General features: G+C 52.0%; 14 protein-coding genes. 9 read left to right on the forward strand and 5 right to left on the reverse strand.

Annotated elements, in window-relative coordinates:
- Together OXG87_22655 and OXG87_22660 are read right to left on the reverse strand one after the other, a co-directional pair.
- On the reverse strand, positions 1-1,193 hold a 1,193-nt coding region (locus OXG87_22655), incomplete at its 3' end, for a hypothetical protein (protein MCY3872355.1).
- Between the two features lie 84 nt (positions 1,194-1,277).
- Positions 1,278-4,484: a TonB-dependent receptor gene (locus tag OXG87_22660; protein ID MCY3872356.1), complete on the reverse strand. Its 3,207-nt coding sequence runs from the start codon at positions 4,482-4,484 to the stop codon at positions 1,278-1,280.
- A 623-nt stretch (positions 4,485-5,107) separates the two neighbouring features.
- Here OXG87_22660 and OXG87_22665 point away from each other — a divergent pair.
- A complete protein-coding gene (locus OXG87_22665) occupies positions 5,108-6,106 on the forward strand; it encodes a tyrosine-type recombinase/integrase (protein ID MCY3872357.1) in 999 nt (332 codons plus the stop codon).
- A gap of 173 nt (positions 6,107-6,279) precedes the next feature.
- Here the strand turns inward: OXG87_22665 and OXG87_22670 are convergent, their stop codons facing one another.
- From OXG87_22670 to OXG87_22680, 3 genes are all read right to left on the reverse strand, one after another.
- Entirely contained in the window at positions 6,280-7,215 is a 936-nt protein-coding gene (locus OXG87_22670) for a hypothetical protein (GenBank protein MCY3872358.1), read from the reverse strand.
- A 219-nt stretch (positions 7,216-7,434) separates the two neighbouring features.
- Positions 7,435-8,148, reverse strand: coding sequence for a hypothetical protein (locus OXG87_22675; GenBank protein MCY3872359.1), 714 nt, complete (start codon positions 8,146-8,148; stop codon positions 7,435-7,437).
- Entirely contained in the window at positions 8,138-8,470 is a 333-nt protein-coding gene (locus OXG87_22680; GenBank protein MCY3872360.1) for a hypothetical protein, read from the reverse strand. The genes OXG87_22675 and OXG87_22680 overlap by 11 nt, the downstream gene beginning before the upstream one ends.
- A 446-nt stretch (positions 8,471-8,916) precedes the next feature.
- Here OXG87_22680 and OXG87_22685 point away from each other — a divergent pair, with 446 nt between their 5' ends.
- From OXG87_22685 to OXG87_22720, 8 genes are all read left to right on the forward strand, one after another.
- Complete coding sequence (locus tag OXG87_22685) at positions 8,917-10,188, forward strand: DUF1552 domain-containing protein (GenBank protein MCY3872361.1); 1,272 nt, start codon at positions 8,917-8,919, stop codon at positions 10,186-10,188.
- Positions 10,189-10,190: 2 nt separating this feature from the next.
- The gene (locus OXG87_22690; protein MCY3872362.1) at positions 10,191-12,656 is read left to right on the forward strand and encodes a DUF1592 domain-containing protein; all 2,466 of its coding nucleotides are present in this window, start codon (positions 10,191-10,193) and stop codon (positions 12,654-12,656) included.
- A gap of 313 nt (positions 12,657-12,969) precedes the next feature.
- On the forward strand, positions 12,970-13,668 hold the full coding sequence (locus OXG87_22695; GenBank protein MCY3872363.1) for an outer membrane beta-barrel protein: 699 nt from the start codon (positions 12,970-12,972) through the stop codon (positions 13,666-13,668).
- A 15-nt stretch (positions 13,669-13,683) separates the two neighbouring features.
- Positions 13,684-16,746, forward strand: a complete 3,063-nt coding sequence (locus tag OXG87_22700; GenBank protein MCY3872364.1) for a TonB-dependent receptor — start codon at positions 13,684-13,686, stop codon at positions 16,744-16,746.
- Positions 16,747-16,767: 21 nt separating this feature from the next.
- On the forward strand, positions 16,768-19,110 hold the full coding sequence (locus OXG87_22705; GenBank protein ID MCY3872365.1) for a hypothetical protein: 2,343 nt from the start codon (positions 16,768-16,770) through the stop codon (positions 19,108-19,110).
- Between the two features lie 18 nt (positions 19,111-19,128).
- The gene (locus OXG87_22710) at positions 19,129-20,112 is read left to right on the forward strand and encodes a PorV/PorQ family protein (GenBank protein ID MCY3872366.1); all 984 of its coding nucleotides are present in this window, start codon (positions 19,129-19,131) and stop codon (positions 20,110-20,112) included.
- A 183-nt stretch (positions 20,113-20,295) separates the two neighbouring features.
- Positions 20,296-22,275: a hypothetical protein gene (locus tag OXG87_22715; GenBank protein ID MCY3872367.1), complete on the forward strand. Its 1,980-nt coding sequence runs from the start codon at positions 20,296-20,298 to the stop codon at positions 22,273-22,275.
- Positions 22,276-22,285: 10 nt separating this feature from the next.
- Positions 22,286-24,201: hypothetical protein (locus OXG87_22720; protein ID MCY3872368.1), on the forward strand; the 1,916-nt coding region annotated here is incomplete at its 3' end.

A 24,201-nucleotide genomic window follows, 5' to 3' on the forward strand; every position in this document is an offset into this window, starting at 1 on the left:
GACAGCGTGTAAAAATCGTGTACAGCCCCCATATCGGCACTATCTGTGGTAATCCAGCTAGCGTCTGGCACCCAGCGGGCAACGCGCGGCTGCCGCATCTCGATATCAGGCTCATTCATACTGTCCAGCCAATTATCCGAAAGCGTATTGGGATCGCTCACTGGCGTCTTATCCACGTGCAAGAACAATCGACCTTTGTATTCGGACTCGAGAAACTCACCCGCATCGATCAGTGCCTCGCGGATCTCGTCTAACTTCGGAACACCCGCCGCAGGTGCCGGTTCGCCGCGATCATCGCCATCGGGCCGGGTACCTGTGCGGTCTGAAGCATTGCCATCGTAGGAATACATCAGCTTGAGTTCGTCATCCCAGTTGTTCACCTCATCGAGAATCCCGTGCTCGATTCCCGCGTCAAACGGACGCGAATCATTCCCAAAAGTCGGCGTGATGTGGGAACCACCAGATGGGCCGCGATTGGCCGCCTGCATAAACCAGTGGAAGCCGAGATGGAAATTTTGCAGCACCGGATTCTTGTCGCGGGTTTCCGGACTCAGGTCTGTACCGCGCTCACCGGTGCGCACATCGGGCACGCGGGGATTTTCGGGATACGTAAAGGTCTCAATCTGAAAAATAATATCCTGGGCTTCGGTATTCGCCCATTTCCACGTCTGGGTCCTCTGGTGGATACCGCCAGTATGGACGCGCTGACCTTCGTTGTACACATCCGAACCCAGCCCGGGAATCACACCCTCAAACGCGTCGGCAGGTAATCCATCAAAGCGGGTATCAAAAACTGTCCATGACTCCCGCTTGATCTCCGCGCCATCCTGAATCAGCAGAGGTGGCTGAATGCGAAATGCCTTGGGAGAACCTTTGCCTACCGCATTGAAGAAAGAACTCGAAATATCGGCAAGGTCATCCGTACCGTCGTTGACATACTTGGGAATGGTGGTATTGGCGAGTTCTGGAAAATGCGCGGAGTAGCTGGGCATATTGAAATTATCCATAATAATCGCCGACCTCAGCCCCCAGTTTCGAGCGACCAGGTAGCGAATATCCGGGTTGGTGCGCCCCTCGTTCAGGCCGCCGGGCCAGGTTGTGCCCCAGTTCCGTCCCGGATTTTGCGCAAAAGCACTCTCCGCAGAGACCAGCAATCCCAGAACCATCAGAAGGGGTACATATCGTCTCATCATAACAGATTATCTCCTGAAAAAAACAGATTGCAAACCTCCCCGGTTCCCCCTCAAGTACGGAAGGAACCGGAAGAGGTTTCAAAATTAGAAGGACCAGCGCACGCCGAGATGGATATCCCGCGGATTGACGTAGAACAAATACGACCGCTGAGACATCACGCTCTCATCCAGTTCTTTGCCCGGCTTGTCGCCTTCTTGCAAATTCCCGCTCGCATCCACGGTCCAGCCCAATGCCTCCATATACTTCTTGAAGTTATTGCCCGAACTCGTACCGAGATGGGATCGCGTATCCCATATCCGGGACGTAGAAGTCGTGGTAACATTCTTGAAGTTGAGCGGATTGCGAATCTCCAGATAAACCGTTGGTGCCATCTTTACGTCAAACATCTTGGCAAACCGCAGATCCAGAAGTCTGGTCGCCTGCCACTGTGCGTTATCCACAGAGCGCAGTGCCACGTCGTTGGACGGGTTGTAGTTGAACCACGACCCTGCCTGATGGCGGTAATAAAGGTTGGCTTCCCAGCCCCCCTTCAACATGCGCTGCTCGCCTCCGTAATCCAGCGGCGTGCGGAAATTCAGGCCAAACTTCAAAATCGGTCGCGCCTTAAAGCGCGGATTCGCGCCAGCGGGACTGCTCTCGATCAAGCGGAAGGGCGCGGTCGATACGGTCTGTACGTCGTAGATACGCTCCCAGCGCACGATGCGCTTGCGCTCGGCTCGGAACTCATAGGACAAAAAGCCCGTCACAAACTGCCCGCGCGCCTTGCGCACAGACAACTCGAATCCGCGAATATCCTTCACATTTCCATTCATATGGAAACGCGTGCTGCGTCCCGTGGTATTCTGGATATACACTCTTCCGCGTTCCGTGTCCTTCTCAATGTCTTTGAAGAACACCGTGCCGTTGAACAGATACTGATTGGCGAAATTCCGCTCGTAGCCCAATTCATAGGCTATTGTCACGGGCATATCCAGCCAGGGATTGCCAAACTGCTCCAAAGGCTCGCCCAGACCGCTCTGCGTCTGATACAAATCCACAGAGGTCGGAATCTGTGCAAAGTGACCGTAGTTAAAGAACAGCTTGCTCTCGGCAGTAATCGGATGCGATATACCAACCCGGGGACTCACCTTCCACTTTGTGGGCGGGCGCACGGCCTCTGCCTTGGAATACAGCAATACGGCGTTGGAACCCATCCACTCGGCGTGTACTTCATTGGGAATGTCGAAGTACTTATCCGGACGGTGGAAGTCCAGGCGCAGACCCGCATTCACCACAATCTGGCGATACTCCATGCGATCCTGCAAGAACACACCACCGTAAAGAGGCGTGCGGACCCAGTAATTGTGGAAGTCAGCCGTATCTGTCACTTCCATATTGGCGGGATCGTCGATATTGCCCGGACGGAAATTGACGTCTTCCAGGGTCGGATCCTGTACAGAAGATGCAAAACCGCGGACCTCGCGCAGGAAGAAGTGATGCACCTGCACACCGGCTTTGATCTGGTGATTCGGCGTTACTTGAGACGTAATATCAAAAGTGTAATCGTCTTCCCAGGTATAAGACCAGTCGCCCGAACGCGCCGGGTTGCCGTCGCCACCGCGCATGCGATAAGCACCTAAGAGATCGAAAGTTCCGGGCTTATAAGTAAAGCCCTTGGGACCTTCGTCCAGGATCACGGCACCCGCGGCCTGAGCCGCCTGATAGCTGCTCTCGGTAACTTCCTCGACGCGGCCATCTGGATATACCGCTGCTGCGGGCACCCCGCGCTTCTGCAGGGGCTGCCACGAAGCCTCAAAATCGGCCTTACCCACGCGCACTGACAGGTTGTAAAACGTCCTGGGAGACAGTGTGTGCGTCCACGTCAAAGTGCCATACCGGCGGTTGATCGTTTCGATATTGCTGCCCGAACCCATCGCAAAAATATTCCGCGTACGCAAATTGCTCACTTCAAAAGCAGGCGTGCGGGCAAATGTGCCCAAAAAGTTCCCGTACTTCGCGCCCTGTGACCAGCCCTTCAGGAAGCCCAAAGACAGTTTGGTCGTCGCCGTGGGCGTGAAGATCGCCTTGGCCTGCCAGGTATCATCGCGATAATTGGGAACGGCCATCGTCCACGTATAAGCCGACTTTTCCCGGCGCGTGGAAAGCAAGAACGACACCTTGTCCTGCACGAGAGGACCACCGACAGTCACATCGTAGGTATAATCCGCATCGCGGTCTGTGGCGTCGAAGTTCTGCTGATACGGATAGTCCTCATCCTGTGCAAAAGGACCTATGCCACTGGCTTCGGTCGCGATTCCGCCGACCTTCCGATGCTGGAAATCCCAGATACCCTTGGCCTGCTGAGGCGTCGAAATCACGTCTTCGAAGGGACCGGCTTTCCATTCGCCAGCAGGTCCGCCCCTGTCTGCAAATATATTATTCCAGCCAGCGAAATCCGGATTGCCGTCGCCATCTCTATCGGCCGTCGGCGACATGCTCTGGAACCGCCCCACGTCCCACCAGTTATCGGTGCTGTACATCGTGGGACCAAAATACTTATTCGCTGCGGGGCTCCACCGCAGGTCGCCAGCCGTCGTCCAGGCGCGAGGCTCGCGGTTAACCACATTGATCACACCGCTGCGCACATCGCCGTACTCGGCATTGAACCCGCCCTTCAGAATCTGAACCTCCTGAAGTGCTGTCTTGGAAAAGGACGAATAAGGACGGTTATCCCGGCTGTCTTTCATGCTCACGCCGTCAACCATATAAACGATCTCGGTCTCGTTGCCACCGCGGATATTCAAACCCCAGCTATCCGTATCCACACCCACCTGCGTGGCAAACGCATCGCGCAACCGGGGTCCCACTGGCGGGGACTCGATCTCTTTGGCAGACATGATTACCTGCGTATAAGACACATCCATCTCAACCGGTGGACGCTCTGCCGTCACCGTAATCTCTGCCAACTCTGCCGTTGTCTCGCCAAGCGAGAAATTCAACGGCGTGGTGCGGTCAATCGAAACCGCCACATCGCGCTGCGTCACAGCGCGATAACCCACCAGCGATGCCGTGACCTCATACACGCCCGGGTTGACGCGAATGATAAAGTATTCACCATTGACATCTGCTGTGGCACCCATTCTGGTGCCCGCAATCACCACATTGGCACCCGGCAGAGGTTCGCCGGTACTGGAATCGGTAATGCGACCCGAAATTTTACCCGTGGTGGTCTGCGCGTCGGCCTGATACGTCAGCCCAAACCCCAGCGCAATGGCAAGCAAGGTTATAAACCCAGCTCTTAAACGATACATAAACTCCTCCTTTGTTTTCTTCCCCCGGCTTTGGGAAAGATAAGGGAAAAGCCACCCTGGCTCATCCCGCGCAACTTCTCCTGACTACCTACTACAACAAAATACTATCGATAAGCCCTTAAACATCACCTCCTTATAAAACCCCTCCCTGTGATTGCAAAAACGGGCTTGAACACCCCACCTCCTTTCGATCTATGATGTCAATCGCTATAAACATTATAAGCTATAATTTCCGATAAATCCACAATGTCCAATTTAATATGCACCTCGAAACCTGTCAAGTATTATGCACCAAATTATAGGATGTGTAAATACTATCCATAACATATTATTTTTAAAACAACTTAAAGTTTAAATTATTAGAATTTTAAAAAATAACTTGCTAAAATCAAAAAAGCCACACATAACAAGAAGAAAAAATGTGGCGTTTCAGCCATTTCATCTGGTCAAAGACCAAATAGAGCCACAACACTTCATTGCCCTTTATTTCCGATAAGTGGATTTATCGGAAATAAATAAAAAAAAGACTATCGCATGTTTAATTGATGAATCTAAATCGGATAGCGCAAGCGTCTAATAAAAACCATCTGATGCACAGGTTTACAATATCGCAAAAAAGAATAATGACCACAAAAATTAAAGCACCCACCTCCCAATCCATACACCTGTCCACCTGCAGATGTTCCGCGCAGACAGGTCATACCGCACAGACACTCTCGATACCCGCGGCTGAACTCGCGCGTGCCTCACTCGCTCCCGCTACCATCAGAGCCTATCGGTCTGCACTTTATGCCTGGGATACATTTCGCAACGACCGGGTCGAAAACGATACACTCATCGCCGAATATCTGACGGCGCGGTATGAAGCAGGAGCCAGCCCGGCCACCTGTACACAAATCGTGGGCGCAATCCGGTTTCGCGCGAAACACCAGGGCTACACCGATCCCATCGGTCCAACCGCCCAGCGTGTATTAGCAGGCATACGACGCCGGGGACGAGACCGTGGACGGGGGCAAATGGATGGCCTGCGCTGGAATGAAGCAGATGCAATAGTACGCATCGCCCAGCGCGACCAGACCCTCGCTGGCCTTCGAGACGCAGCTATCATCGCCGTTATGTCTGACGCACTCCTGCGCGTATCCGAATGCGCTGCCCTCAATGTCGAAGATCTTTTGCAAACCGACCTGCCCGACGGAAGTGCCCGCATTACCGTCCGACATTCTAAAACCGACCAGGAAGGGCGCAGCAGTGTCCTGTACATTGGGCCGACAACAGCAACAGCAGTAACAACCTATCTGAACACCGCCCAAATAGACAACGGCCCCCTCTTTCGCCGCGTGCGCCGCGGCGACCATCTGGGAACCGGGCGACTGACAGACCGCGCAATCAGGAACATCGTAAAACAGCGCGCCGCCGCTGCCGGAGTCTCCGGAAGATTCTCAGGGCACTCGCTCCGCATTGGATCGGCGCAGTCTCTTGCAACAGCGGGTGCATCGGTCGTCGAAATGCAAATAGCAGGGCGATGGCGCGATACATCTATGCCCGCTCATTATGCCCGCGCCCAACTCGCCGGCACTGGCGCCGTAGCGCGGTTGCGATATGGATGTAAAAATAAAACATAAAGCCCCGCACTACACGGGGCTTTTTTGTGATTACTCATCTCAAAAATTTAGACAAGTTCACCTTTCACTGCAATTTTGACCGCGTCTTTCTGAACCTCATTGCTGGAATGGATCAATAGGAAAAACATCTTCAAGATACCCGCAGCAATTCCTCTTCTTGCTGCTCGTCTCTTTTATTTTTTTACAACTGTTGAATCTACCCCTAAAGTCTTTTGTATGCTGACCAAATTTTCAACGCTTTTTATAATTTCCCCACTGTATAATATAGTCATTTCGAAAGAAAGCCTTTCTTTAAATAGAGCCTTATAAAGCTCTGGTTCGCCTATGCTATTTCCCGCTTTGAAAAAATCTTTTACTGTGATTAAGTAATCTATTGCGTGCTCGAATACTACATCATAGTTTGTGCGCAATCTCTCTAATTCCGTTAGCGAGCCTTGAAATATGGTTACATCAAATCTATTTACTTTTCGATATATAGATAAATTGCTTTCCCATACTTCACTTTTAATAGTATATCTTTTTCCATCTTTATCTTGGAGAGATGTAAGGACAGGCAAAGTATTATTAATAGTCAAATTAACTTGTTGGCCAGCAGCTTTAAATCTATTTAGCTGCAATTCATCGTTAATCATACCTTTAGCAACTAACTGAGCAAAAGACGAATCAACCATATCCCGAACGCTTCTTGATGGGTTACGTTCTAAGTTTTCAGACGGAAACAAGATTTTAAATATTTCAATTCCATCTTTTCTTAATACTCCAGCTATTATTATTTGTTTCTCTAAGATATGAGATATATTTTTTTTTAACTCATTGGCAGTTCTTAGATTATGGCTTAGTTCACTTTTGAGCATTTTGAAAGCGTTAAATTGTTCAGATTTACTTAACTCTCTGTACCGCAATCCAAAGCCTAGCACAATAACTAACAGCCCAATAACAAAGCCATAGAGAAGCAATTGTTTAAGTATTCTATAGCCTAAATGGGGAGGGAGATCAGGGATTACTCCTCTCTTAATAAGGTACCTACTAAACAAAAACCCGAGGAAGATCACAAATCCTATTAGAACCAAAGGATCTTCAAGGTAAGGTACTATTTTTGTAAAGTCCATTGGACACCCTTTTTTTTAAAGCTGTAAGATAAGCCGAATGGGCGGACAAACGGAGCCAAGAGATATTCAGAAGTTATGGATAAGTAGCTGACATTACGCAATACTCAAGTACGGCGCAGCACAAAACCATCCACAAATGGACTCCGCTTGATAACGTTGATAGAACCATAACGACCTATGTTTTGACGGACTCGTTCACTTTTGAAGTCACATATCACGTTATTTTTTGCCGCTTTTCAAAACCTCAATCGTCACTAATCCATTTTTATTTTCTTTAATGAATGGAGATGGCGCAATATCAGAAGGCATAGGAACTAAGCGGTTATACACAAAAGGCTTTTCCACGAAAATTCCGAGACACTGGTATTCTGGATAAGCTTCTACTTTGATAGCCTGAGCACTAGGTAAATATATCCGAACAAAATACGCAAAATCATCCTTCGAAATTGAAGTGCTATAGCGAGCTTCTATTATATGGATGATATCTACGTCATAAGATAACTCAGAGGGATAAACACCTTTGTCTTTTCGAACATAGCTACCCGACAAATATTCTTCGTAATTCTCTTTGTAATTTTGATTGAGCTTCCTGATGATCTTCTCAATATCATCGCGTAATTCCTCATTATCGCGTAACGGCTTGAGGAATTGCTTAAACAATTCCTCGCGTGATTTCTTATATTTTTTTTCATGAAATTTCGCAACTTTTTTTATAAATAAACGCCTGATTCCGTTTCCCCCAACAAAATGTCTCAGAAACTCAGAAGGAATGATAAGAGCCATAGAGATCAATACGACATTATGAATAATCTCGTCTGTAAGCTCATTAGACCACCCCACATACAAGAAGCAGACAAAACCTACGATGAGGAGTTCTCCAAACAGCCAACGTGAGGAGGGAGCAAAGATGTTTGAAGATGTATCAGGATTCATTTCTAAATTCTTCCCATTGCTTTTTCACGGTTTTTGCCAGAGTAAAAACAGCATTTGTGATAATAGAAACCAAAGCCAAGACATCAAAAATCGTCACCAGGGTTTTGGTAATTTGCAAAGGTAAATAAGATTCAACTTCTCCAGGATTTTCTTCTACGGGTATTGTCTTGTGTAGCCAAAGGACGCAGGCATGAAATATCCTGAGACCTGCTACCACTACCAGAACTGAAAAAATATCCTTAAAGAAATCAAACAGGAAATTGAAGCGAGGATACTTTTCTCTTTGGCTCCTCCAGGATTGAAACAATTGCAAAATCTTCATATAAAACCATTTATGTACGAAAAAAATGCCCGATCCCAATGCAAATTCTGTGGTCCCTTGTCTATGAATGCTATACTTACTTGAAATATAACCCTAAAAGGTAATATTATCCAAACAGATTTCTTGCCCAGGTAGCTCGGTCAAGCCGGTCAACACGATCTATTCTTAGCCTGAAACGCCTCTATTGCGACCCTGTAGAGTTTCTGTGACCTCATAAGATAGTACAGCACCGTCCTGCAATATTTGGCATTTCGGCTATTTCATCAATTTGTGAATCTAAAGCAGTCGTATAAGCGTGTAATACGTTTAAGGCCCTGTATAATTTTCTTGTCACAGACCACAATTTTCGTTATTCTTACATTCATAATCATTATAGCTGTAAATAATGTAAATAAATGTAAATAATGTAAATAAATGTAACGCGATCGCTAAAAAAGGAGCCACCCATGAAACCACTGAACCGGCGCACATTTCTCAGAAATGCAGGTGTTTGTCTGGCATTGCCGTTTTTAGACGCCATGATCCCCGTGGGGCGGGCTGCGAGTCAGGCATTTGCCCTTGCCCGCGAACAAGCTGCAAAGCGACTGGTATGTATTGGCAACCCCTTTGGAATGATCCCCGAGCGATTCTTTCCAACAGAAAGCGGCACAAATTACGCACTTCCTTCCCTCCTGCAACCACTATCAGCGCACCAGCGAGATTTCACCATCTTCTCCAACCTGGACCACGGCGTAACCGGTGGGCACCGCACCGCGCATACATTCTTGAGCGGCACCCGCATCAAAGACGCCAAAATGATGCCCGAAGGCAACATCAGCATCGATCAAAAAGCCGCGGAATTTGTGGGCGTCAACACGCGGTTCCCCTCGTTAAACGTGAGCATCAACGGCCACTGCGAAATGTGCTGGACACGCACGGGCGTGCGTGTACCGCCGATTAACGATCCTCGAAAAGTATTTCAAGCGCTATTTGTAGATACCACAGCACAGGAAAAAGAACGGCGTGCAATCGCGCTCGAGCAGCACGGCAGCATCTTAGACGCCGTAATGGGAGAAGCGCGATCCTTTGAGCGCAAACTGGGACAAAGAGATCGGGAAAAACTGGAAGAATATCTGACCTCTGTGCGCACAGTCGAGAAAAAGCTGGGCATGTCCAAAGCGTGGCTGGACAAACCCAAACCCCAGGTCAATATGGAAATGCCGGAAAATGGTCCCTTTGTCGAAACCCTGCCCTTGATGTATGACCTCATTGCCCTATCACTGCAAACCGACTCCACGCGGATAGCAACCCTGGAAGTGGGCATGGGGATCAAAACCACGGACCTGGGCTTGAACACGAATTACCACAAATACTCACACCACGGCAAATTGCCCGAACTCATGGAAGGCCTGACAATCATCGAAAAATACCAGATGAAACACCTGGGCCTGTTCTTTGACAAACTCAAAGCCATTGAAGACCCCGCTGGGGGAACCTTATTTGACAACACCATGGTATTATCCGGCAGCGGCATGGGCAACGGCAGTTCCCATTCCAACAAAAACCTGCCCATCTTGCTCGCGGGTGGTGGATTCCAACACGGGCAGCACCTGGTATTTCCAGAAGCAAAACCCCAGCGCGTACCATTGAGCAACCTGTACCTATCGATGTTACAGAATTTTGGACTGGAAATCGATCACTTCGGCCAGAGCACCGGCACGCTAAAAGGATTCGAATAAAAATGAAAAAATGCGTTCTATTCCTCCTGATTGGCATCTTGTCGTCAGCGACTGCATGGGCAGAAGGGGATGCGACATATAAAAATACCGTGCGGACGTTTTTGTCGCAGCGATGTTACAAATGCCACGGCGCAGAGCTTCAAAAAGCAGACCTGCGGTTTGACACCCTCACGTTGGATTTTCACAATGAAGATGTCTTGCTAACGTGGCAAAACATCGCCGACATGTTAAACCTCGGCTTAATGCCGCCTTATGAAGAGCCGCAGCCCGAACTGGCTGAAATGATGCCCGTAATCGACTGGATCACCGCCTCGCTAAAAGCGCATTACGAAGCAGAAGAAAGCACGGGCGGACAAACGGTCTTGCGCCGATTGAATCGGAACGAATACCGCAACACCATTCGGGATCTACTGCATCTGGACATGACCATATTCGACCCCACAGATGCATTTCCCCAGGACGATGAAGAACACGGATTTGACAACATTGGCAAAACCCTCGTCATGTCGGATTTCCTCGTCGAAAAATATCTCGACGCCGCCGATCAAATCGTAGAACGCGCCATATTGCCCGGCCCACCGCCAGAAGTAAAAACACACGAATTCACCTTTCCCATCATGCGCGGGGCCGGTGGATTTTTAGCACCGGCGAGCCGCCGCTTGAAACAGGGATACGACGAGCTATTCCGCCGACCCGACGACCGCTGGGGATACATGTCCATCGACAGATTCCGAAAAGGCGTACCGCATTCGGGAATTTACCGCGTTCGCGTTCGCGCATCCGCACACAACCAGCAACACCCCTATGACAAAGCACTGCGAACAGATGAAAATGAACCCATGCGCCTGGGCATTGTCGCCGCATCCGGGCGTTATGGCGACCTGCGGCAAAGCAACACATCGGATATGCCATTAGCCGAATTTGAAATGATCGCAGATGGCAAACCGCGCGATTACGAACGCGAACTCTATCTGGATGAGTCCTATGTGCCGCGCGTCACCTATCCAAACGGACCGATCACCCTTTATTGGCGGAGCATTCTGAGGCGTTACCATCCCCAGCTCTACGACAAAACAGACCGGCGCAAACTGTCTCAGAGAGAAGATCAGCAACTCGTACACCGGCAAACCGAAGTCGCAGTCATGAACTATCTGGGACCGAGCATTCGCATATACAAAGTCGAAATCGAAGGTCCCCTTTACGATCAGTGGCCCCCGTCTTCGCACACGAGCATATTTGGCAAGCGCGACCCCAACAAAGTCAAACCGCGCGATATCCTGACCCGTTTTGCCACGCGCGCGTATCGCCGCCCGGTCAAACAGAGTGAAATCGCGCACATTCTGCAACTGGTCGAGCAACACGAAAAAACAGGCGCCTCGCGCGTTCAAGCCATAAAAATGGGCTTAAAAGCCATCTTGTGCTCGCCCAACTTCCTCTATCTCTACGAAAACGAAGGCCAATTAGACGACTATGCCCTCGCGTCCAAACTCTCGTATTTTCTCTGGTCATCCATGCCCGACGAAGAATTATTTGAGCAGGCCAGGAAAAAGCGATTGCACAAACCCGACGTCTTGCGCGCGCAAATCGATCGCATGTTAAAAGACGAAAAAGCCAGGGCATTTGTAGAAAACTTCACAGAGCGATGGTTGGCCCTGTACAAAATCGGCGAAATGCCGCCCGACCCGCGCAATTTCCGATTGTACTATCAGGCGCATCTCGAAGACGCGATCAAAAAAGAAACCCACGCCTTTTTTCAGCACATCCTCGACAAAAACATGAGCATCGCGCATTTCATCGACTCGGACTTCACCTTCATCAACCGCGACCTGAGCTTGTTATACCGCATAGAAGGCGTAGAGGGCAGAGAATTTCGCAAAGTAAAACTCAATGACCCCAAACGCGGCGGCCTGTTGGGACACGCCAGTGTATTGACGGCAACATCTAACGGAATCGAAACATCGCCCGTAGTGCGCGGGGTATGGGTATTAGAAAATATACTGGGCACACCACCCCCGCCCCCATTACCCGATATCGAACCACTCGAACCCGACATTCGGGGATCGACAACCATTCGCCAGCAACTTGCAAGCCACCGCAATATCGCCACCTGCAACGAATGCCATCGCCACATCGATCCCATAGGCTTTGCACTGGAAAATTTCAATCCCATAGGCGCGTGGCGATATGGTTACGGTCCAAAGAAACCAAAAATAGATGCATCGGATGTCCTATCTGACGGCAGCAAATTCGACGGCCTCGTGGGCTTTAAGAAAATCTTAATGCAAAAGAAAGACCAATTTGCCCGCTGCCTGACCGAAAAAATGCTCACCTACGCGACCGGACGCACGCTGGAAGCCACTGACCGACCCGAAGTGGATCGCATCTTACACAACTTAAAAACACAGGGCTATGGCTTGAAAGACCTGGTCATGCTCGTGGCGACGAGTGAACCGTTCTTGACCAAATAGCCGCCAACTTTACATAAAGACAAACAAAACCGCTCTGGTGTCATTCCAGAGCGGTTTTTTCTTTTGTAAAAAAATGTAAAAATAAATTTGGAAAAATCGTCGTTTTCGATTGACCCGTCTCAATTTGAATATTAACATAGATTAAATTTAAAATAAGTCATTTTGAAACAAATAATCGCTGTGGTTCATCAGCTTTAATACACATAATCCTTTCATCCGAAATCCGAAAGGAGGTATGCCTATAATTTACGAATAGAAGTGTTTTACCCGCAGTATGCAAATCGTCACAAACCTCAAAAAAGGAGGTCGTCGTATGAGATTCATTATAGCAGCGTTATTAAGTCTGGCCCTCGTTGGGCCGGGAGTGGCAGAAGTGAACGGCACCTGGTCTGTTGGGGTAACCGGGCAATACGACATGCCGCTGTTCAAATTGAACCAGTGGTTTCCCTCGGGGGGAATTGACATCGGGGGAACAATCTCTCGCATCAACAACCCGACCTGGACATTTGAACTGGACGCGCGGTATGCCAAATACGGATCGGGAGAACTGGAAAACCGCAGGTTCCTGTGGTCGGTTGACCTGCAGGAATACGCAAGCTCCAACGCCAGTTCGGAAATGACCTGGTTTACAGTAACCGCCAACTATCTCTACCACTTCAACGGCGGAGGTGAAAAACTGAACACCGGGGGTGGCGCGCCCTACTTCGTCATCGGATCGGGATTTTACCACTACAACAACGAAATCAGCGGATTAATTTACCCCGGACAGAGCGGCACGCTGGACACCAATTTGATACAGCGCCCCGAATCAGATGTTCGCACGGCTCTGGGTGTAAACGCCGGTGTGGGCGTAGAATACTTCGCCTCTCAGAATTTTGCGTTTGACCTTCGGGCACAATACCACGTCATCTGGGGTCATGTGCGACCCCTCGAAGCCTGGGGCTTACAAGAGGCATTCCCATTTCACAAACTCAACATAGGTGTTCGGCTCAAGTTGTATTTCCCCAAATAATAACGGAGGTTCAGCATGCGTTTTAACATTCGTTTGGGCTGTCTCCTGCTCCTGGTCGGCGCACTATGCGTCTTCCATCCGGGCGATGGGATGGCAGCTACAACAGGAAAAGTTACCGGTGTCGTGACAGATGCCCAGGGTGAGGCACTACCCGGCGTCAACGTCGTAGTAAAAGGCACGCGGCGCGGCGCTGTAACCGATACAGACGGCTATTTTTTAATATTAGCTGTCGATCCGGGCGTGCATGAAGTGGAAGCATCCCTGGTAGGCTACCGCACCGAAACCATACAAAACGTGCTGGTACAGGTCGAATTGACCACCACAGTGAATATCGTACTCCAGGAAGCAGCCGTAGAACTCGGCGAACTGGTCGTCATTGCCGAGCGGCCTGCCGTGGAACCCGATAAAACCGTGAGTCGCTATATCGTAGGCGTCGAACAGGTCGAACAGGTTCCCCTCGCGCGAAACGCGGCAGAAGTCATCGAATTGCAGCCGGGCGTATCCCTGGACGGCGCCCTGCGCATTCGCGCAAGCCATACCGCCTCGGTAACCAATGGCACCAATGAAGTCTTTGTGGAAATCGACGGCATTCGCCTGTCCAACGACGATGGCGTAGCCGAAAACAACACAGCCTCACAGGTCAACAGCCTGGCGCGCGGGGCATTGCAAGAAGTCGCCGTCGTAACCGGCGGCATGAACGCCGAATACGGCAATGCACAGGGCGGCGTAATCAGCCTGGTGAGCCGCGAAGCCAAAGAGCGATACGGTGGCCTGGGCGAATACCGCCTGACCCTGCCGGGGCTAAAGCACTGGGGTGCGAACGTCTATAACAGTCCGCTGTTAGAAGGCAAAACCCCGGATACCGGCAATCCCAATATAGATTCAACGCCTTCGGATTACGACAAAGCATTGGGACATTTTTTGGAGGGCAACGTCTCCGGACCAATTAACCCACAACTCGGATTCTTCCTCAGCACCTATACAGATCGGCAGGCATCCGTTTTTCCAGGTCCCACCAATCACGCGCCCTTTAACCTGAACACATCGGCCAATGCGACCTATCGGCCGGGAGACAAGTACAAAATTAAGCTCGGCACCACATGGGTGTACAAAGACGGATTCAACAACGGCTCGACCAGTGTGGTACGCGGTCCGGGCGGCGCAACCACGGGCGTGCCACCGGGCGGGGTGCGGGGCATATCGGAAAGCGGGCGCAACCTCTACCTGCCCGCAGGGTATAGCTCCTCGGGCAAGTCGCCACGCACAGATCGGGTATTTTACGGCGTCTTGACACACACCATATCGCCCAAAACATTTTACGAAGTCCGCGTATCTTTCCAGAGCACATCCCTCGATACCAGCGACGTACCGTCACAGACAACCGATATCGTCCGCGGTGCAAACGGATTTTACGGCACGCGAGATATCCACGCCTTTAGCTGGGCGCAGCGCACGCGCATCCTGCTAAAAGGCGATTTGTCCAGTCAGGTAACGCGGGGACACTTTGTAAAAGCCGGCTTTGAAATCATCCGCAACAGCATCGAACAGCAAGATGTGGTCTATAACACAACCCGCGAACGCAACATCCGCTTGCTGGGCAAGGGCGATCCCATCGTGGGCATGGAACCTTTTAATCCCGCGACTTACGCGGCTTATATCCAGGACAAAATGGAATTTGAGGGCCTGATCGTCAATCTGGGTGTGCGCTACGAAGTCCTCGCGCCCGGCGAATCCTTTGGCCGCGCCATGGACCACGTCACCTGGAACCACTACAACTCGCTGACGCGCTGGCGAAACGTACCCATCGTGGATTCGCCCACGCAGACAGCCATCAGCCCGCGCCTGGGTATCTCACACCCCATCACAGATCGTTCCACCATCCGATTTTTCACCGGACGCTTCCACCAGTTTATCGGTTTGCAAAGCCTTTACAACCGCACGTGGCGGGCAACTGGACCGGACAAAGATCTGAATGGCAACGGACAAATCGACCAGATGGAAATTTTCAACGCCCTGGTCTATCCGCTTGCGGGTGAATTTGGCAATGTCCACATGAAACCCGAACGCACGACCAACTTTGAGGTCGGCTTCGACTACAACTTCTACGGCGATTACGTCCTGGGTCTGACGGCCTTTTACAAAGACCAGGAAGGCACGCTATCCAGCGGTGGATCGGACTTCTTCATCGACGAACCCGTATTTGGCTTCAACTCTTCATATACCCACGCATTCTTCAATCGCCGCTTTGCCACATCCCGCGGATTTGAGCTGTCCTTCCAGAAAAAATTCAGCCAGATGACCGCCCTGTATGTGGCCTACAACGTCAACTGGGCCAAAGCGCACCGCGGCGGCAAATCATCCTGGGAATGGTTCATCGCTCCCACGGCTCAATATGTGAACAGCGACAAATTCTTTGCCGGCGTCACCGTGCAAGCCGACGGACAGGAAGTGCCCCGCGCACCAACGGCCGAAGAACGGAGGGCATTCGCAGAGAAAGCCAATGAAATTGCCCTGAAATACAAAGCCAAAGCAGATGTGATGGAACCAAAGAGCAATGCCTTCTGGGAACAGCCAGTCCTCGTCGAAGACGGGCTATACTCCTTCAACATCGCCAACTACAGCATTCCCACCTTAGATGGCGGCCTGGACAGGCGCAACTTTGCCAGCGTGCAATTCCTCTTCTCTGCACCGCCGGATTTCCACATTACTGCTCTGGCCGGATTCCGCGCGACCATGGTCTGGCAGATGCACACCAGGGGCGCATTCTGGTACACGCCACCCACGGGACCCAGGGAACGGCGCAACGGCCCGCCCTCCACACTGACAGATGTCAGCTTTGAAAAAGACTTTGGACTGGGGCAGACGGGTACAGCCACGACATTCCTGGAAGTCCGCAATCTCTTTGGGCAGCGCGACGACACGAGCACTGGCTTCCGCTGGATCCAGTACGGCCTCCAGAAACCGCCGCCCGGAGACAGCAAATTCGATACTTTCGGCGATATTTCCGAACTGACCCGCTACAACGGCGGGCTGGGTAGACCCCGAACCATCGTGGCCGGGGCGCGGTTTAAGTTCTAATCTGACAGGAGGATCATATCTATGTATCTGAAAAACTTGAAAAGACAATGGTTGCCGGGTCTGATGGTATTGTGCCTCATGTCAATCGGCACAATAGATTCGCAGGCACAGGTGGTCTATAGTGCGTCGCGGCACATGACCCGGTCGCTGGTATGGCTCTCGTTTACCAACTCCGGTACTTCGAGCATGCACTATCAGGTAACCCCATCTCGGGTAATGATGCGCATGTCCTACCCGGGCGAATTGTACTCATTATACGCCCTGTTGGGCACCGAAGAATTTGTGGAATACTGGGGCGACAAAGCATGGGGATCGTCCGCACAAAAGGGCTTTACAAACATGCACTCGGCCGGTGAAGGTGTGCTGGTATTGACCAATGTGGACGGTGAAAAATACGTCTCAGTCACAGGCCCGCGCACACCCACCGAAGACGTAATACCCATGAATTACGACATCACCAACTCCAAAGAATCCTCGTGGGGCATCCAGTCCATTGTACCCAATCGCGGTGTGGGTCCAGGCACGGTAAAATCCAACTGGTGGCAAGGTGCTTCGCCCCAATCCGCTGACCCGGCCAATTTGAGACCCTACGAAATTCACAACTTCGATTACGGCATTTATCCGCCCGTACAAAATGCAGGCGAAGAAATCCATATCACGCAATGGCAGACAAAGCACAACGTGGTCGTAACGCGCAAAGCCCATGCGTGGAGCCATCAGGATTTCGACGACTTTTTCATCCTGGAACTCGAGTTTGAAAATCGGGGCGGACAGCAACTCGACAACACCTACTTTGGCGTCATGAACTCCATGTATGTCAATAGTGCTGGCACATCTTTCCGCTGGGGTCATGAAGGCGGCCTGGTCACCTATCGCCGCAGTCAGGCGCTGGACGACCACTATCGCTATAGCGAAGCATCCAACTTCGAAAACAATCCCTTAAGCGGATTGTCACCTGCGGATTTCCAGGGCAAATACATCATGTACCAGTGGGATGGCAACTCCCCGTCCAGCTTTGAAGAAGACACGGGCGATCCCTACTTCTCGGACCTGGAAGCGCGGGGCTTCCCGGGCAGCAGGAACAGGCCCGAGGGCATGCCCATTGCACCGGCCTATCAGTTTATGGCACCGCTCGCATTTCGCAATGCCGGGGCGAGTCACACATTCAACGCCGCAGACGCAGCGGAAGGCTTTGTCGATCCACAGGGCGAACCCCTGTCGCACTGGTACGAAGTATTCGGCCGCCGCAACATCGACGACCCCACGCGGGGCGCATTGAGCATGGCCGCCCAGTACGACTTTTTCACCTCGCCCACAATGGACAACCCGCCCTCTGAACAAATGCAGTGGGAAGACCTGATCTTTGGTCCTTACAGCCTGGCACCCGGACAAAAAGCCAAAATCGTGCTGGCCTACGGCTTTGGATCATCAGCCGAATTTGAGATCAACGCCGAGACGGGTTATGCCAACGACATTACCAAGTGGTCGTGGAACGTGGGCGATATTGGTCCAGACGCCCGCAAATCGCTTTTGGCCAAAGGCGAAGAAGCCATGCTGCGGCATCTGAACCACGCGCAATTTACCTACGACAACGAGTACCAGATACCCAACGCACCCCCGGATGTGGATTTCTTCCAGGGGAGCAATGCACAGGCCAAAATTACCCTGACGTGGTCAGATGCCGCTGAAAAAGCCATCAACCCCGAATACGGTCAGGCCGACGTGGTCGCCTATCGGGTCTATCGCTCGACCTGGCAGGAGACCGGACCGTGGGATCTGGTGGGCACGGTTCCAGCCGGCAGCAGTCAGGGCGGCACGTACACCTGGATAGATGAAAATTCGCTGGCCGGATTCCAATTTGCCTACAATGTGCGCTCTGTTGCCAGCCCCAAATCGTCGTGGTCCGAAGGCTCCAAAACCCTTGCCGATCTGCCCGAGACCGTGCGCAAGCACCTCACGGAAAACGGATTGGAGAGCGGATGGTCGGCAGCAGAACAGCGCATGATCGTTCCGGGCAGCCCAATTTTGGCCGCCAATGACGCCGCCGACAATATGGAGAGGCCGGTAGTCGTGGTGCCCAATCCGTTTAGTCTGGCGCAAGCCCAATCCAATTATCAGGGCACGCTCAAACTGCGCTTTGTAGGAGTGCCGCACCAGGCAAAAATCTCCATTTTTACGGTTTCGGGAGATCTCGTTGCCGAAATCAACCACAACGATCCAACGGCCGGGGAAGCGCAGTGGCTTTTGAAAGATCGCTTCCTCACCGGTGAAGCCACCTCGTCCGCGTACTTCTTCGTGGTGGAGTCGCTCGTGCCTGCCAGTCGCGGTCGCAAGACCAAGGGCGCGTTCATAATCAACCGTTAAAACACAAGGATTGATACTATGAAAAATACGATGTCCGTAGTGCTGATCGTTTTGATGGCGCTCGCCCTATCGGCTCCTACCCAGGCACAGGAACTCTTCCCGGAAGCTGAAGAGATTCTGAATCCGGAGGGCCGCAGCAAGATCAAGCCATCCACATTTAATTTTTTGAAAGTAACCAACAATGCCCGAATCGCGGGCATGGGCGATGCTTTTACCGCGGTATCCGACGGGATAGACGGCATGATCTGGAATCCGGCGGGTCTGACCAAAGTGAACAATCTTGCATATACCTTTGGCTATACCCAATGGCTGGTCGAATCGTCATTTGTCACCGGGTCCCTCGCCTACAATACCGGACAGTGGGGCGTGTTGGGCGTATCATTTGTGAACTTTACCCTGCCCGACATGCCCGAAACAACCACCATGGAACCAGACGGCACCGGTGCTATGGTGAATTCGGGCGACCTCGCCTTAGGCCTGGTTTACGCCTATCAATTGACCGACAAGCTCTCGGCAGCTGCCTCCCTGCGCTTTGTCCAATCCGCGCTGGGACCAGAGACACTCAGCGCAGTCTCCGTGAATGTCAGCACCTTGATGTACACGGGCTTTCAAAGCCTGCGCATTGGCATGAACATGAAAAACCTGGGCGGAGAGCAGGAAATCGTGAGCGAAAAATCGGAAATGCCCCTGGTATTCCACACCGGGATAGCCATGGAATTGTACGGCAACCTCGGCGATCCCGTATCTCTGACCGGCTCGTTTGAAGGCGCTTTCTTCACCGACCGGGAACAGCGCTGGAATCTGGGCGGTGAACTCTGGATACAGAACCTCATCGCTCTGCGAGCGGGCTATAAGATCAAATACGATGTGGAAACCTGGAGTATTGGCGGCGGTCTCAAGGGAAAATTCGGTGGACGACACATCGCCTTAGACGTATCGTATAGCAATCTTGGCGATTTGTTCGACCCGCCCCTGCGCCTGAATCTCTCGGGTTCACTGTAGGAGAAATCGGACGAATCAACGAATCTGCGAATCGGGATTTGCACTGACTCTGGGTGGTTGGGTGGGATTCGTCTATTCGTCTATTCGTCTATTCGTTTCGCCGTATCTTTCATACCCCGCCGGAATTGGAACACAATCCGACTTCCGTGCGGGGTGTGCCATTTGTGCTAATAGGAGAGACATTTGGCCGAAGCACTGCAATCAGACCCAACAGGTGAACCTGCAAGAGGCATAACACTCCGCTCGGTTGCCCTGGGCATTGGAATCGTGATCTTCATCAACCTGTGGGTGACCTATGCCGAGACCGTGGTAAAAACCTCTCGCCTGAACCTGAGCGTATTTCAAATAACCCTCCTCGCCATCTTCATCATCCTGATCGGGTTAGTCAATCCCCTGATCAAAACTGTAAATCGCCGCTACGCCTTTGCACCTGCCGAATTGCTATCCGTTGTCGCCATTGGCATCGTGGGCTGCGTCGTGCCCACATCCGGCATCACCGGATTTTTGATCGGGGTAATTTCCACCCCCTTTTATTTTGCCACGCCCGAAAATGGATGGGCCGAGTACTATCACCCCAACCTCAACTCATGGGTCGTGCCCACCAATCAGGAGGCTGTACGCGCCTTTTACGAAGGCTTATTGCCCGGCAGCGCTATACCCTATCGCGTGTGGCTGGCACCGCTGGCGTGGTGGGGCAGTCTGGTAGTGGCTGTATTTGCCGTTTCCGCCACACTGATGATCATCTTGCGAAAACAATGGGTAGAATACGAAAAACTCGCCTATCCCATCGCCGCCGTACCCATTGAAATGTCGCAAGATGCCCTCTCTGCGCGTTTCTTACCCGCATTCATGCGCGGTCCCATGTTCTGGATTGCAGCGGCTATACCATTTTTGATTTTTGTCTGGCACTCCCTATCATGGGCATACCCGCTCCTGCCCAGCATCGGCATCCTGCCGCACGGAGGATATTTCCGCTTCACGCGCTATTCACCGGGCATGTACATTCAGCCCATGCAATTTTTGACCATCGGATTTGCGTACTTTGCCAATACACAGGTACTATTCTCAGTCTGGTTTTTCTTTTTACTCCACGTCCTGGAAGGAGGCATCTTTAACCGCCTGGGCTATCAGATCGAGCGGTCAACCGATTCATTCAGCGCAGACCCGCCCACCGAAGCCTGGCAGTGTTTTGGCGCACTCGCCTGTCTCGTGGTATGGCGACTGTGGGTCGCGCGGCGGCATCTGCGCGATGTCGTTCTCAAAGCACTCGACAAAAATCATCCAGTAGATGACCGCGAAGAAATACTATCCTACCGATCCGCAGTTTTGATTTTGTCGTGTAGCCTCATCTACGTCTTATTCTGGCTCCTGCAAATAGGGATGGACCTGACCACCGCATTGATTTTTATGTCCGGCGTTGCCGTCATCTACATCGGCATCGCGCGGGTGGTATCCGAAGCTGGCGTCGTGTATTCTGGCGCCACGGTAACGCCGCAGGCATTTGTGATGGACCTGCGCGGCACCCACGTCATATCCGGAAGCAGCATGACGGCCATCGCATTGTCCTACTCCCTCATAGATTATATGCGCGGACTATTCACCCCGGCGCTGGCTCAATCGATCAAATTGGGCGACCTGATCCGCGGCAACCGCCGTCTGTTATTCTATTGCGTGGGCATTGGCGTACTCGCCGGATTTGTCTCTTCCGTATGGCTCATGCTCTATCTGGGCTATACGCATGGAGCGTACAATTTCCCGCGCTTCCCCTTCTTCAGCGGCGACCCAAAAGGCATCTACGGATCTACCCTTACCATGATGCGAACGCCCAAAGCACCCGACCCAAACCGCATCATCTTTTTCGCCATTGGCGCGGGCGCAATGGCCCTGTTGACATTTTTGAGATACCGATTTTCCTGGTGGCCCATCAACCCCATCGGCCTGACCATTTCCGCTGCCGATAACACAGCTTCGCTGGTTATGCCCGTATTCATCGCCTGGGTATGCAAAGCCTCCTTGCTCCGCATCGGCGGCGTGAACCTCTATCGGAAAGCCATGCCCCTATTTCTGGGCCTGCTCGTCGGCTACACAGCCGGCGTCGCCTGGTCATTTCTCGTCGATGCGATCTGGTGGCCGGGCCAGGGGCACTCGGTTCACTGGTGGTAAAGGCACTTAAATGGCAATACAAACAGAATTTGCACATGAAACCGATCCCCAGCAGGAAAAGGGCCTGACAGTCCGCTCAGTGGGAATTGCGCTGGGCGCAGTGATATTCATCAACCTGTGGGTAACCTATGCCGAGACCGTGGTACATGCATCCAGACTAAACCTGAGCTTTTTTCAGCTCACATTGATGGCCGTATTTGTCTTGCTGGTCGCAGCCGTCAACCCGATCTTGAAACTCCTGGGATCGCACCACGCGTTTTCGCCCTCAGAACTGCTGGCAATAGCGGCAATCGGCATGGTGGGGTGCGTGGTACCCGCCTCGGGCGTAACCGGATTTCTCATCGGCGTCATTTCCACGCCGATTTATTTTGCCACACCCGAAAATCGATGGGGTGAATTCTATCATCCCAATCTCGACTCGTGGGTCGTACCCATAGACCCCGAAGCCCTGCGCATGTTCTACGAAGGCCTGCCACCCGGCGCGTCCATGCCCTGGGAAGTGTGGCTGATGCCCCTGCTGTGGTGGGCGAGCTTTATCGTCGCAGTATTCGCGCTCTCAGCCAGTATGATGGTCATCTTGCGCAAGCAATGGGCAGAACACGAAAAACTCGTCTATCCCCTCGTAGCCGTGCCCCTGGAAATGGCTCAAGATTCACGGTCAAAACAACTGTTGCCGGGATTTATGCGGGGCAAGCTATTCTGGATCATGGCCGCAATACCCTTTTTGTTATTCTTGTGGAATTCCCTATCCTGGTTTTACCCGCTCATGCCCGGAATTGGGATCTTTCCCCACGCCGGAAAGTTTAATTTTACGCGGTATTCTCCCCACGTCTATCTGGAACCCCTGAACCTGTTCACCATCGGCTTTGCGTACTTTGCCAACACACAGGTATTGTTTTCCGTCTGGTTTTTCTTCTTATTACACGTAGTAGAAGGCGGCATATTCAACCGCCTGGGCTACCAGATAGCCAAATCAACCGACTCGTTCAGCGCCGACCCGCCCACCGAAGCCTATCAGTGCTTTGGCGCGCTGGCGTGCCTGGTCGTATGGCGGTTATGGGTCGCGCGGTGGCATTTGCGAGACGTCTTCCTGAAAGCATTTAGAAAAGCCTATCCCGCCGACGACTCCCGGGAAGTACTGGCCTACCGCACAGTGGTCTTTGTATTTTTAGTGAGCCTGTCTTTTGTGCTCTTCTATCTCTGCCGCATCGGCATGGATATAACAACCGCACTCGTCTTTCTATGTGCGCTATCCATAATTTATATCGGCCTGGCGCGGGTCGTATCAGAAGCCGGGATGGTATATTCGGGCGCCACAGTAACACCGCAGGCATTTGTCATGGACATGCGCGGCACAGAAGTCATGTCTGCGGGCAGTTTGACGGGTATTGCCCTGTCGTATTCCATTGTCGATTACATGCGGGGACTATTCACGCCCGGCGTGGCGCAATCGATCAAAATGGGCGAACTCATCCAGGGCAATCGCCGCGCATTGTTATTCTGGGCTGGCATAAGCGTCTTGCTGGGACTGGCCGCATCTGTATTTTATACCCTGCATCTGGGCTATTCTCATGGGGCGTACAATTTCCCGCGCTTCCCCTTTTTCAGCGGCGACCCAAAAGGCATCTACGGATCGACGCTAACCATGATGCACACGCCCAAAGCACCCGACGGCGAGCGCATGGTCTTCTTCGCAATCGGGGCGGGCCTGATGGCATTGTTGACCTTCTTGCGCTACCGGTTCCCGGGCTGGCCCCTGCATCCCATCGGACTCACCTTATCGGCAGCCGACAACACCGGTCACCTCGTCATGCCCGTCTTTATCGCCTGGGCGTGCAAATCCGTAATCATGGCCGTCGGCGGTGTAAACCTCTACCGCCGCTCCAAACCCGCGTTTCTCGGCCTCCTCGTGGGCTATACAGCCGG

It is taken from the genome of Gemmatimonadota bacterium (assembly GCA_026706845.1).
Taxonomy (GTDB): domain Bacteria; phylum Latescibacterota; class UBA2968; order UBA2968; family UBA2968; genus VXRD01.